Origin of the sequence: Pseudoxanthomonas sp. (genome assembly GCF_002863005.1) — a bacterium.
Classification (GTDB): Bacteria; Pseudomonadota; Gammaproteobacteria; order Xanthomonadales; family Xanthomonadaceae; genus Pseudoxanthomonas_A.
Genome location: NZ_PKDG01000014.1, coordinates 133,461 through 144,963, shown reverse-complemented (window position 1 = coordinate 144,963; position 11,503 = coordinate 133,461). Strand labels below are relative to the sequence as shown.

General features: G+C 68.2%; 12 protein-coding genes. 4 read left to right on the top strand and 8 right to left on the bottom strand.

The features are described 5' to 3' along the window. Positions 1-895, bottom strand: an 895-nt coding sequence (locus CYU89_RS05065; protein ID WP_296279139.1) for a DMT family transporter, incomplete at its 3' end; no start/stop codon positions are given. Between the two features lie 106 nt (positions 896-1,001). Between CYU89_RS05065 and CYU89_RS05060 the strand changes: the two genes are divergently transcribed. Continuing rightward, positions 1,002-1,940: a LysR substrate-binding domain-containing protein gene (locus CYU89_RS05060; protein ID WP_296279138.1), complete on the top strand. Its 939-nt coding sequence runs from the start codon at positions 1,002-1,004 to the stop codon at positions 1,938-1,940. 10 nt (positions 1,941-1,950) lie between these two features. On the opposite strand, the gene CYU89_RS05055 is transcribed toward CYU89_RS05060, so the two are convergent. Together CYU89_RS05055 and CYU89_RS05050 are read right to left on the bottom strand one after the other, a co-directional pair. After that, entirely contained in the window at positions 1,951-2,835 is an 885-nt protein-coding gene (locus tag CYU89_RS05055; protein ID WP_296279137.1) for a DUF2785 domain-containing protein, read from the bottom strand. Between the two features lie 30 nt (positions 2,836-2,865). Continuing rightward, complete coding sequence (locus CYU89_RS05050) at positions 2,866-3,216, bottom strand: GFA family protein (protein ID WP_296279136.1); 351 nt, start codon at positions 3,214-3,216, stop codon at positions 2,866-2,868. Between the two features lie 114 nt (positions 3,217-3,330). Here CYU89_RS05050 and CYU89_RS05045 point away from each other — a divergent pair, with 114 nt between their 5' ends. Further along, complete coding sequence (locus CYU89_RS05045) at positions 3,331-5,142, top strand: DUF885 domain-containing protein (RefSeq protein WP_296279135.1); 1,812 nt, start codon at positions 3,331-3,333, stop codon at positions 5,140-5,142. A gap of 137 nt (positions 5,143-5,279) precedes the next feature. Here CYU89_RS05045 and rraA read toward each other — a convergent pair whose 3' ends face one another. After that, positions 5,280-5,756, bottom strand: coding sequence for a ribonuclease E activity regulator RraA (gene rraA, locus CYU89_RS05040; RefSeq protein WP_296279134.1), 477 nt, complete (start codon positions 5,754-5,756; stop codon positions 5,280-5,282). Positions 5,757-5,829: 73 nt separating this feature from the next. On the opposite strand from rraA, the gene CYU89_RS05035 reads away from it, so the two are divergent. After that, on the top strand, positions 5,830-6,654 hold the full coding sequence (locus CYU89_RS05035; RefSeq protein ID WP_296279133.1) for a DUF72 domain-containing protein: 825 nt from the start codon (positions 5,830-5,832) through the stop codon (positions 6,652-6,654). A gap of 3 nt (positions 6,655-6,657) precedes the next feature. Here the strand turns inward: CYU89_RS05035 and CYU89_RS05030 are convergent, their stop codons facing one another. Then, entirely contained in the window at positions 6,658-7,959 is a 1,302-nt protein-coding gene (locus tag CYU89_RS05030; RefSeq protein WP_296279132.1) for an MFS transporter, read from the bottom strand. Between the two features lie 195 nt (positions 7,960-8,154). After that, positions 8,155-8,811 carry a Pr6Pr family membrane protein gene (locus CYU89_RS05025; RefSeq protein ID WP_296279131.1) on the bottom strand — a complete coding sequence of 219 codons (657 nt, stop codon included), beginning with the start codon at positions 8,809-8,811 and terminating at the stop codon, positions 8,155-8,157. A gap of 101 nt (positions 8,812-8,912) precedes the next feature. Here CYU89_RS05025 and CYU89_RS05020 point away from each other — a divergent pair, with 101 nt between their 5' ends. Beyond that, positions 8,913-9,860 carry a DMT family transporter gene (locus CYU89_RS05020; RefSeq protein ID WP_296279130.1) on the top strand — a complete coding sequence of 316 codons (948 nt, stop codon included), beginning with the start codon at positions 8,913-8,915 and terminating at the stop codon, positions 9,858-9,860. Positions 9,861-9,866: 6 nt separating this feature from the next. Here CYU89_RS05020 and CYU89_RS05015 read toward each other — a convergent pair whose 3' ends face one another. Then, positions 9,867-10,289 carry a universal stress protein gene (locus CYU89_RS05015; protein ID WP_296279129.1) on the bottom strand — a complete coding sequence of 141 codons (423 nt, stop codon included), beginning with the start codon at positions 10,287-10,289 and terminating at the stop codon, positions 9,867-9,869. Positions 10,290-10,380: 91 nt separating this feature from the next. Continuing rightward, the gene (locus CYU89_RS05010; RefSeq protein WP_296279128.1) at positions 10,381-11,454 is read right to left on the bottom strand and encodes a sensor domain-containing diguanylate cyclase; all 1,074 of its coding nucleotides are present in this window, start codon (positions 11,452-11,454) and stop codon (positions 10,381-10,383) included. Positions 11,455-11,503: the final 49 nt, after the last annotated feature.

Sequence of the window (11,503 nt, the reverse complement as noted above, 5' to 3'; positions counted from 1 at the left end):
ATGTCGCCCGCTGGCTCACCGCCACGCTGCCCAGGATCAGCGCGCCCGCGGCCAGCATCGCCAGCGTGACCGGCTCGCCGAGAAACGCCCACGCGAAGCCCGCGCCGAACAGCGGCACCAGGTAGGTAACCGTCGACGCACGTGCCGGACCGATGCGCTGGATCAACCGGTAATACAGCAGGAAGGCGTAGCCGGTGCAGACCACGCCGATGGCGATGGCCGCCCCCCATGCACCGGGCGCGATGCTGGCGGTGGGCCAATGCGTTGCCGCGAACGGCAGCACCAGCAGCGCCGCGCAGCTTAGCGTCGCCGCCGCTGCGGCCGCTGGCGGGATGCCCGCCAGATGCTTGCGCACCAGGTTCACGCCCACGCCGTACAGCAATGCCGCCGTGGAGCCGGCCACCACCGCGCCGCCCACACTCAAGCCACCGGCCTTGCTCGTCGCCAGCACCACCACGCCCACAAAGCCCACCAGCAGCGCCAGCGAACGGCGCGCGCCGATCTTCTGGCCGAAGAACAGGAAGCCCACCAGCGCCGCGAACAACACGGTCATCGCGTTGCAGATCGCGCCGATCGCCGCAGGCGAACGCTGCGCCGCCCACGCGAACAACAGGAACGGGATGGCCGAATTGATCGCGCCGATCATCGCCAGGCGCGGCCACATGCCGGCGCGGAAGTGCGCGCGCTCGCGCCACAGGAACGGAAGGAGGACCAATGCTCCCAGCGCCAGCCGCACCTCGACCAGCGCGAATGGTCCGAACGGGTTCGCCGCGATGCGCATGAAGAGGAACGAGCTGCCCCAGATCGCGCCCAGCGCCAGCAACTCCAGCGGCGTGCGCCAGTCGCGTCCGGCCACCTGCGGGATGGGGTCTACGGTGGTCGTCGCCTGTGCCATGGTGGGAGCCTCGTTCGTGCCTGCCGCCATTCTGGCCGATCCCGCCAACCCCACAAGCGCGTACGATACGGCCAAGTCACAAATATGGCTTGTGCCTGGAGCCACCATGAGCCTGCGCCCCGCCCTGCTGCCCGCCCTCGGCGTTTTCGCCGCCGCCGCCCGCCACCAGAATTTCGCCCACGCCGCCGACGAACTGCACCTCACCGCCAGCGCCGTCAGCCACCACGTACGCAAACTGGAAGGACTGCTCGGCGTGGTCCTGTTCCAGCGCCACGCGCGCGGCGTGAAGCTCACGATGGAAGGCCGCCAATTGGCGGATGCCGCCAATGCGGCGCTCGGCGATATCGATGCCGTGGCCTCGCACCTGCGACTCGCCGGCAAGACCACCACGCTGCGCATTACCACGCTGCATTCGATGGCCTATTGCTGGCTGCTGCCGCGGTTACCGCGTTTCTGCGCGCGCCATCCCCATGTCCGCCTGCATGTCGACACCGGCATAGCGCTGACGCGCTTCGATGACGAAGGCCCGGAACTGGGCATCCGCCATGGCCCCGGGCATTGGGCAGGCCTGACCTCGCACCACCTGATGGACGATGAACTGTTTCCGGTCGCGTCGCCCGCCCTGCCCGGCATCGAAGCGGTCAAGGAGCCGCGGCAGATCGCCCAGTTGCCGCTGGTGACGGACCTCGCGCTGCAGGGTTGGCGCGACTGGTTCCGTGCCGCCGGCGTGCGCGGGCTGCGCCTGCCGTCGATGCACAGCTTCAACGACAGCACCGATGCGATGCGCGCCGCCGTGTATGGCGTAGGTGCGGCGCTCGCGCGCCGGCATGTCGCCCAACCCTATCTGCAGCGTTACGAACTCGTGCGGCTGCCCGGGCCGGCGCTGAAAGCGCGCTTCGCCTACTACGCGGTGCATCCGGCGCACAAACCTCCCAGCGCCACCGCGCAGGCCTTCATCGACTGGCTGAAGGAAGAAGCGCGCGACGAGCGCACGCCGCTACCGCCGATGCCGGACGACTTCCTGGGGCGTGGTGCCCATCAGTAGCCCGACAGACTCAGGGCACGGCTTTCAGCGCCTGCACCACCATCGGTTTCAGCGCACGGATGTTGGGGTCTTCGGACTGATCGGCTTCCAGATGGACACTCATCAGGAAAGCCATCAGATCGTGGCGACGCGCGAGCCAGGTCGTATCCGCATACGCCTGCTTGGCATCGCCCAGCCGGGGCGGCAGCGCACCGAACCAGGCTGTCCACGCCGCTTCGTCGAGCAAACCGCGTTTTGCGGCGTACAGCACGGGCCGCGCCAGTCGTCCCGGCTCGCCGAAGACATACGCGTGCGCACTTTCAGGCACGACCTGGGCTGCTACCGCCCGGAGCAATGTCTCTACCTGGGCACGATCCACACGATCGTTGAGTACCAACTGGAGCGCCCAGTCCGCGCCATGGGCAACACCATGGCGCCAGCCTTCTTTCGCGTCGAAACCGCGGTAGTCGCGCACCGACGACAGGTATGCGGCCGCACGCCGCACCATCGCGTCGCGTTCGTCCGGCGACATCCATGGCGCGATGCGGTCGGTACGCGCGACTTCGGACAGCACGAGTGCGGCGAACGGAGGTCCCACGCCGTCGGCCGTGTCCTGTTCCAGCATCGCGTACAGGCGATCGCGCAGGGTGCGGCGCTGGGTCTCGTCCAACGAGCCCGCACGAAGCCACGCACTGAGGCCCTCGTAGCCGATCCCATCGCGCAACGTCGGATCAGGATCGGACAAGCATGCGGGAAGCCTCTCGACCAACGTCGCACGCACGTCGTCCGGCACGGCGAAGCGCTGCTCGCGCAACAACCGCAACGATCCGGCATCCGTTCCCTCGGGCGGACACGACGCGTACGCGGGCGAGGACACGAATAAGCCCGCCAGCACCAGCACTATCGAAATGCGCATCTTGATCTCCCTAAGTCTTCGGCGACCACGTCAGAGGCTGGCGCCGTCGAACGGGGTCACCTTGAGGGCCGCCAGGTCCACGCCCGGCAGGCAGCGCACGTTGACGGCCGCCATCTGCGCACCCGTCTTGGGATGCGCGGCTTCGCCGTACGGGGCGATCCCGCAGACAGCGCAGAAGTGGTGCCGGATGTGGTGCTTGTTGAACGTATAGGTCGACAGGTCGCCTTCGGGCGTCTTCAACACCAGCGCCTCACGCGGCACGAACCACAACAGGCCGCCACGCCGACGGCAGAGGGAACAGTTGCAGTCGATCACGTCGTTGACCTCGCCTTCGACCTCGAACGCGACCCGCCCGCAATGGCAGCTTCCGTCATGCTTCATGGCACGTCTTCCGTTTGGCTGGGTGGCCAGCGTATATCGAATGGCACGGGCACGGGCATGACCTTCGGCCTATGCTTCCGGCTCCGCTCACCGCCGCACCGCAACAGGACTCCCATGCGCAAGACCCTGCTCGCCGCCGCCCTCCTGGCCTCGCTGTCCGCCTGCCAGAAGAGCGAAGCCCCCACCGCCGCTGCCGGCGCCGATACGGCGGCTGCCTCCACGGATACCGCCAAGGCCGATGCGGCCTTCGCCGATCTCTCCAAGCGCGCCCTGGAAGGCTGGCTGCAACTCTCGCCCGTCGGCGCCACCCAGATCGGCGAACACAAATACGACGGCGAACTCGACGACCTGAGCGCCGCTGGCCGGCAGAAGGGCCTGGAGTTCAGCAAGAAGATCCTGGCCGAACTGGATGCGACCGACATCGCCGCGCTGTCGCGCGAGAACCAGGTCGACGCCGCCATCCTGCGCAACCAGCTGCAGTACGACATCTGGACCGCCGAAACGCTGCAGAGCTGGGCGTGGGACCCGCAGGTCTACAACAACGTCGCCGGCGGCGCGATCTACGGCCTGATGGCGCGCGAGTTCGCGCCATTGCCGGATCGCCTGAAGTCCGCCACCGCGCGCATGCAGAAGATCCCGGCACTGCTGGCGCAAGCCCGCGAGAACCTGGACCCGGCGCGCGTACCGAAGGTGCATGCCGAGACCGTCGCCAAGCAGAACGCCGGCATCCTCAGCATCGTCGATACCTTCATTACGCCGCACCTCAAGGAACTGCGCGAAGCCGACCGCGCGCAGGCCGACGCCGCCATCGACGGCCTGAAGAAGGCCGTGGCCGAGCACCAGGCCTGGCTGGACAAGACGCTGGTACCGAACGCGAAGGGCGATTTCCGCATCGGCCAGGCGCTGTACGACCAGAAGCTGCAGTTCGCCCTGCTCTCCTCGCTGTCGCGCGCCGACATCAAGCAGCGCGCCGAGGGCGAGCTGAAGCGCGTGCGTGAGGAGATGTACGGCATCGCCCGCACCGTGCTGAAGGACAAGCCCGGCGCGCCCGCGCTTCCGGAAACGCCCACTGCCGACGAACAGCAGAAGGCGATCGAGGCCGCGCTTGAGCTGGCCTACGCCGAACGCCCGGCGCGCGACAAGGTCGTGGCGGATGCCGAAGCGGCGCTGGCGCAGGCCACCGAGTTCGTGCGCAAGCACGACCTGGTCACGCTGCCCGACGCGCCGGTGGAAATCATCGAGATGCCGGAGTTCCAGCGCGGCGTGGCGGTGGCTTACTGCGATTCCCCCGGCCCGCTCGACAAGAACCTGAAGACCTTCTACGCCGTCTCGCCGATACCGGACGAGTGGGACCAGAAGCAGGTCGACTCGTTCCTGCGCGAATACAACAGCCGGATGATCCACCTGCTGAGCATCCACGAAGGCACGCCGGGCCACTACCTGGAAGGCTGGCACTCGGCCAAGTTCCCGTCGACGCTGCGCGCGGTGCTGCGCTCGGGCATGTTCGCCGAAGGCTGGGCGGTCTACACCGAGAAAATGATGTCCGACGCCGGCTACCTCGACAACGATCCGTTGTTCCACCTGGTGCAGATGAAGTTCTACCTGCGCACGATCGCCAACGCGATCCTCGACCAGGGCGTGCAGGTGGACGGCTGGACGCGCGAGCAGGCGATGGACCTGATGGTGCGCCAGACCTTCCAGCAGGAACGTGAAGCCGCCGGCAAGTGGACGCGCGCGCAGCTGACCTCGGCGCAGCTGCCGACGTACTTCGTCGGCGTGCAGGAGCACTTCGACATGCGCAAGGCGGCGGAAGCCAAGCAGGGCGCGCAGTTCAACCTGAAGGCCTACCACGACCAGGTGCTGTCCTACGGCGCACCGCCGGTGCGCTTCGTCCGCCAGCTGATGTTGGACGAACCGATCAAGTGACGTCCCGGCGCGCACGTCAGCGCGCCTTTGCCGGGACGTCATCCCCGCGAATGCGGGGATCCAGCGGCTTCCATGGCACGGTGTAGAGCGGAGCTTGCTCCGCTTCTTCGCAAGAAAGCAGCCGAGCAAGCTCGGCTCTACGCCAGGCGCGAGGTCGCGACGATCACACCGTTGGCATCGGCATAGATCCAGTCGCCCGGCGCGATCGACAGGCCGGCGAACGCCACCGGCACGTCCACCTCGCCCAGGCCGCGCTTGTCGGTCTTCATCGGATGCGATGCCAGCGCCTGCACGCCGAGCGGCAAGGCGGCGAGCGCGTCCACATCGCGTACGCAGCCGAAGATCAGGAAACCGGACCAGCCGTTCTTCACCGCGTTCGCCGCGATCTGGTCGCCCAGCAACGCACGCCGCAGCGAACCGCCGCCATCGACCACGATCACCCGGCCTTCGCCCGACGTCGCCGCCAGTTCACGCACGCGCGAGTTGTCCTCGAAACACTTCACCGTCACTGCCGGCCCGGCGAACACAACGCGTCCGCCATAGCCGCGGAACACCGGCTCGGCGACCTGCACATCGGGGTACTGGTCGCACAGGTCGGGCGTGGTCCAGGACATGCGGGCAGCTCCGAGGGCGCGGGTTGACCGCATGGTAACGCGGCCGCGACGCATGCCGGGCTATGCTCCGCGCATGGACGACCTCTTCGCTTCTCCGCCCCCGGTTTCCACCGACGGCATCCGCATCGGCATCGGCGGCTGGACCTTCGCGCCGTGGCGCAAGAACTTCTATCCCGAGGGTCTGGTGCAACGGCGGGAACTGGAATACGCCAGCCGCCAGCTGACCGCCATCGAGATCAACGGCACCTACTACAGCGCGCAGAAGCCGGCGACCTACGCCAGCTGGCGCGACCAGACCCCGGACGGCTTCGTGTTCTCGGCCAAGGCGCCCAAGCGCATCATGCAGTCGCGCTCGCTGGCGTCGACGCGGGCCCAGGTGGAGGATTTCGTCGGCGGCATCGCCGAACTGGGTCCGAAGCTGGGGCCGCTGGTCTGGCAGTTCGAAGCGGGACGACGCGTCGATACGGACGAACTCGATGCCTTCCTGTCGTTGCTCCCGCGCGACGTGGACGGCCGCCCACTGCGGCACGCGCTGGAAGTCCGCGACCCCGCCGCCGTCGACGCGGACTTCATCGAACTCGCGCGTCGCCACCAGGTGGCCACGGTCTTCACCGATTCCACCGACTACCCGTCCTTCGCCGACCTCACCGCAGATTTCGTCTACGCACGCCTGATGCGCTCGCAACCGATCGAGACCGGATACCCGCCGAAGGAACTGACGCAATGGGCCGAGCGCGCACGCGCCTGGTCGCGCGGCGGAGACATCGCCGAACTGCCGCACGTGGGCGAGCCCGCGCCCGTGCTGCCCAGGCGCGACGTGTTCCTGTACTTCATCAGCAGTGCGAAAGAACGCAACCCGGCGGCGGCGATGGCGATGATCCGCCAACTCGCGAAGTGACCCTCAGTAGCGCAGCGGCCGCTTCGCGATGATCCAGGCGGCCACGCCGACACCGACCACGCAGGTGAAGGCCACATAGTGCGCCGGGGCCAGCGGGCCCCATGCCTTCGACAACCAGGCGAGCAGCGGCGGGGTCAGCCCGCCGAACACCGCGTACGCCACGTTGTAGGAAAACGACAGACCGGAAAATCGCACTTCCGGTGGGAACGCCGCGACCATCAGCGCCGGCGTCACGCCGACCACGCCGCAACAGAAGCCGGCCAGCGTGTACCACGCCACGAACTGCGCTTCGTGCCCCGACAGCAGCGCGCCGTACAGCGCGTAGGCCGCCACGCCCAATCCCAGCGAACCCGACAGCAGCGCGCGCCCCACGCCGATCCTGTCCACCGCCCAGCCGGCGGCCAGGCAGCCGAACACCAGCGCCAGCGTCGCCAGGCTGTTGCCGTGGAACGCGACCGCGGGCGCGATACCGAAGCTGGTCTGCACCAGGGTCGGCGTCAGCAGCACGATGACGACGATCGCCGCCGTCAGCTGCCACGAGGCGAGGATCGACAGCACCACGGCCGGCCGATGCGCGGCGAGCACCTGCTTGACCGGCACCTGGCGGGCGAGTTGCCGGCGTTCGCGCATCTCGACGAAGACCGGCGTTTCTTCCAGCCAGCGCCGCAGCCATACCGCGACGAAGCCGAACACGCCGCCGATCAGGAACGGCACGCGCCATACCCACGCCTGCACCTCCGCGGCGCTGTAGCGGGTGTTGATCCATGCGGCCAGCAGCGAGCCGATCAGGATGCCGGCGGTCAGTCCGGCGGTCAGCGTGGCGCAGGCGATGCCCACGCGGCTGCGCGGCACATGCTCGGCGACGAACACCCAGGCACCCGGCACTTCACCACCGACCGCGATGCCCTGCACGATCCGCATCGTCAGCAACAGCAAGGGTGCCAGTGCACCGACCTGCGCATGCGTGGGCAGCAGGCCGATCAGCAGCGTCGGCACCGACATCATGAAAACGCTGAGCGTGAACATGCGCTTGCGACCCAGGCGGTCGCCGAAATGCGCCATCACGATACCGCCCAGCGGACGCGCGACGTAGCCGGCGGCGAAGATGCCGTACACCTGCAGCTGCGCCAGCCAGGGTGCGGTGCCGGGCGGGAAGAACAACGCGCCCAGCGTCTTGGCGAAGAACACGAACACGACGAAGTCGTAAAACTCCAGCGCGCCGCCCAGCGCAGACAGCCCGAGCGTCTGCGCATCGCGTCGGTCGAAGGGGCGCTGACTCGGAGGTGATGCGTCGCCGGCGGTCATGCGGAAGTCCTGGAGGGCGGTACGGTCGTGGCGCGCGAACATCGCATGCCGCTCTTTAGCCGTCCATCGGCAGCGGCATACATCGTTGTGGGAGCGACGTGAGTCGCGAAAGCCAGCCATTGCAACACACGCCAGGCGCCGCACAAACCGCGCATGAGGTGTCGCTACCAGGCCTATACGACGCGCAATCGCGACTCACGTCGCTCCCACGGCGGGTTCGCGATGGCGGTCGAGCAGCCGGTCCAGGCCCACGACGACCAATCCCAGCACGACGAACACGGCCATCACACCCAGCGCATTGACGCCGACCCGTGCCCAGCCCAGCTGGCCCACGTCGATGAAGGGGTACGGGTACTCGCCCACCCACGCGCCGCGCAGGAACACCCAAATGACGTAGCCCAGCGGGAACAGCAGCCACCCGGCGACGTCGCGCCAGCGCAGCGCGCCGTGCGGCACGCAGCTCAGCCACCACGCCCAGTACGCCAGCGGCACTGCGTAGTGCAGGCCGGTGTCGGCCCACCATTGCGCGCCCTGCGGCTGCCACAGGTGGCGCAGGATGAAGAAATAGATGCTGCCGGTAACGCCGATGTAGAGCGCGACCGCACCGCGCACGCTGGCCTGCGCGAAGAAACCCGGACGCCCCGTGGCCGCGGTGAACGCGACCAGCGCCACCGCGATGTTGCTGAGGATGGTGAAGTACGTGACGAACCGTAGCGTTCCCAACGCCACCCCGATGGTGTCGCGCGTCAGCTGCACGAGAAGGATGTACTGCAGCGTCAGCGCCGACAGGGCCAGCAGCCCCACCAGGGCGGCGCAGGTACGGGATGCGACGGGAAGGCGTGCAGGCGACATCGGTCATCCTCGGTCCGCAGTGTCGCCAGCTTGCCACGGTGGACGCCCGGCCGGGAGTGGTCCCATCGCCAGCCGCGCAGTGCTTCGGCGACAATGCGCGGATGCCGATGACACCGACCGCCAAGGCCCAGCTGCAGATCCACCTGTGCGTGCTGCTGTGGGGCTTCACCCCCATCCTGGGCAAGCTGATCAGCCTGTCGGCCCTGCCGCTGGTGTGGTGGCGCATGCTGATCGTGGTGGCCGCCCTCGCCTTGTTGCCGCGCGTCTGGCGCGGACTGCGCGCCATGTCGCCGAAACTGGTACTGGCTTACTGCGGCATCGGCGCAATCGTGGCGCTGCACTGGCTGACGTTCTATGGCGCCATCAAATTGTCGAACGCATCGGTCGCCGTGACCTGCATCGCCCTGGCGCCGGCCTTCACCTCGGTGATCGAGCCCTGGCTGACGCGTCGCCCGTTCTCGTGGCGCGAACTGCTGTTCGGCATCGCGGTGCTGCCGGGCGTGGCGCTGGTCGTGGGTGGCATTCCCGATGGCATGCGCCTGGGCGTGCTCGTCGGCGCGCTGTCGGCACTGCTGGTGGCCGTGTTCGGCCCGCTCAACAAGCGCCTGATCGACCACGGCGAGCCGCTGACCATCACCGGCCTGGAACTGGGCGCCGGCACCCTGCTGCTGACCGCGCTCGCCCCGCTGATGCCCATGCTGTTTCCCGCATTCGCGGGCGACCTGTTCGTGCTGCCCGGCCTGAAGGACGGCGCGCTGCTGGTGATCCTGTCGCTGGCCTGCACGTTGCTGCCGTTCGCGCTGTCGCTGGTCGCGCTGAAGCACCTGAGCGCGTACGGCGTGCAACTGGTGACCAACCTGGAACCGGTCTACGCCATCGTCCTGGCCATCGTGCTGCTGGGCGAGCAGCGTGAACTGACGCCGCTGTTCTACCTGGGCGTGGGCATCATCCTGGCCGCGGTGTTCCTGCACCCGCTGACCCAGCGTCAGAAGCGCATCGAGCACCCGGAGGTGCTGGGCACCTCCGAGGCCAAGAACATCGTCGACTGACGGTCGTCAGCGCGCGACCAGCACGGGCACCGGACTGGTCGCGATGACTTTCAGCGCGACGGAGCCCACGAACAGTTGCTTCAGCGCGCCACGGCCATGCGTGCCGACGACCACCATGTCCGCCTTCGATGCCTTCGCCTGCTTGACGATGCTCTCCGCCGGCTCACCCACCACGATTTTCTCCACGAACGGGAGTTGGGCGCGCTTGAGCGCCGTGCGTGCCTTCTTCATGGCATAGGCGCCGTTCTCGGCGTGGTAGCGCTCGACGCCGTCGTTGCCGAGTTCGAGCGCGACCGATCGCAGCAGCGGCGGGTCGGCGTACAGCAGGATCACGCTGGGCGGTTCCGCCAGCGACTTGCCGAATTCCACCAGGTGCCGGACGGCCGCCAGGCCGATCTCGCTTCCATCCACGGCCAACAGGATCTTCATCGTCGTGCTCCGCAGGGGGCGGCCGCACGCTGCGCCGCCGATGCAGGCAGGATGCGACGATCCGCCGCAGTCCGCATTGATCCCGATCAACTCAGGCGGCAGCGGCCACCACGCGGTCGCGGCCGCTGCGCTTGGCCTCGTAGAGCGCTTGGTCGGCGCGGCGGAACAGCGTTTCCGCAGTGTCCTGGCGTTGGCGCGCCGCCAGGCCGATGCTGACGGAGATCGGCAGACCCATCGGCAGCAGGCCCACGCTCTGGCGCATGAATTCGCATTGCAGGCGCGCTTCCTCCAGCGTGGCGCCGGGCATCAGGATGACGAACTCCTCGCCGCCGTGGCGCGCGGCCAGCCCGCGACCGGCCGCCTGCGCCTTCAACATGTCCGCCAGCGCGACCAGCACGCGATCGCCCTCATCGTGGCCATGCAGGTCATTGACGGTCTTGAAGTGGTCGACATCGAGCACCGCGACGGCGAGCGCCTCGCCGCTCTGCCCTGCCTTCTGCATCGCAGCGTCGAGCGCGGCGGTGAAGGCCCGCCGGTTGGGCAGGCCGGTCAGCGGATCGGTCCTGGTCTGTTCGGACAGGTCGGCGTTCTGCTGCTCCAACTGGTCCTGGTACAGCTGCATCTGCTGCTCGTACCAGGCCCGCTCGCGCAGCTGGTGACTGAGCTGCCGGCTGACGCGGCGCAGTTCCAGCAGTTGCGTCACTTGCCGCGAAAGCGCCTCGAGCGCCTCGCGCTGGTAGGGCTCCAGTTCGCGCGGCTGGTCGTCCACGACGCACAGCGCTCCCAGTGCGTGGCCATCGCCGGACAGTAGCGGCGCGCCCGCGTAGAAGCGGATGCCGTTCTCCGCCGTCACCAGCGGATTGTCGGCGAACCGCGTATCCCGGGTCGCATCGGGCACCACCATCGTGCTGTCGGGCGTCAGGATCGCGTGCGCGCAGAACGAGGATTCGCGCGAGGGGTTCGGATGCTCGATTCCCACCTGCGCCTTGAACCACTGGCGATCGCGGTCGATCAGGGTGACCGCCGCCATCGGCACGCCGCAGATGCCGGCGGCGATGCGCACCAGATCATCGAAGCCGCGCTCCGGCGCGCTGTCCAGGATATCGAAGCTGTAGAGCGCGGCCAGGCGCGCTTCCTCGTTGTCGGGCTTCGGCGGTGGGCTCATGCCGTCAATGCGCGGGGGGACACCGGCGCAGTATGCCGCGATGGTCGCC

Excerpts from the sequence above, each read along its gene's own strand:
- CYU89_RS05060 (WP_296279138.1), top strand. The coding sequence starts at position 1,002 with ATGAGCCTGCGCCCCGCCCTGCTGCCCGCCCTCGGCGTTTTCGCCGCC.
- CYU89_RS05055 (WP_296279137.1), bottom strand. The coding sequence starts at position 2,835 with ATGCGCATTTCGATAGTGCTGGTGCTGGCGGGCTTATTCGTGTCCTCG.
- CYU89_RS05050 (WP_296279136.1), bottom strand. The coding sequence starts at position 3,216 with ATGAAGCATGACGGAAGCTGCCATTGCGGGCGGGTCGCGTTCGAGGTC.
- CYU89_RS05045 (WP_296279135.1), top strand. The coding sequence starts at position 3,331 with ATGCGCAAGACCCTGCTCGCCGCCGCCCTCCTGGCCTCGCTGTCCGCC.
- rraA (WP_296279134.1), bottom strand. The coding sequence starts at position 5,756 with ATGTCCTGGACCACGCCCGACCTGTGCGACCAGTACCCCGATGTGCAG.
- CYU89_RS05035 (WP_296279133.1), top strand. The coding sequence starts at position 5,830 with ATGGACGACCTCTTCGCTTCTCCGCCCCCGGTTTCCACCGACGGCATC.
- CYU89_RS05030 (WP_296279132.1), bottom strand. The coding sequence starts at position 7,959 with ATGACCGCCGGCGACGCATCACCTCCGAGTCAGCGCCCCTTCGACCGA.
- CYU89_RS05025 (WP_296279131.1), bottom strand. The coding sequence starts at position 8,811 with ATGTCGCCTGCACGCCTTCCCGTCGCATCCCGTACCTGCGCCGCCCTG.
- CYU89_RS05020 (WP_296279130.1), top strand. The coding sequence starts at position 8,913 with ATGCCGATGACACCGACCGCCAAGGCCCAGCTGCAGATCCACCTGTGC.
- CYU89_RS05015 (WP_296279129.1), bottom strand. The coding sequence starts at position 10,289 with ATGAAGATCCTGTTGGCCGTGGATGGAAGCGAGATCGGCCTGGCGGCC.
- CYU89_RS05010 (WP_296279128.1), bottom strand. The coding sequence starts at position 11,454 with ATGAGCCCACCGCCGAAGCCCGACAACGAGGAAGCGCGCCTGGCCGCG.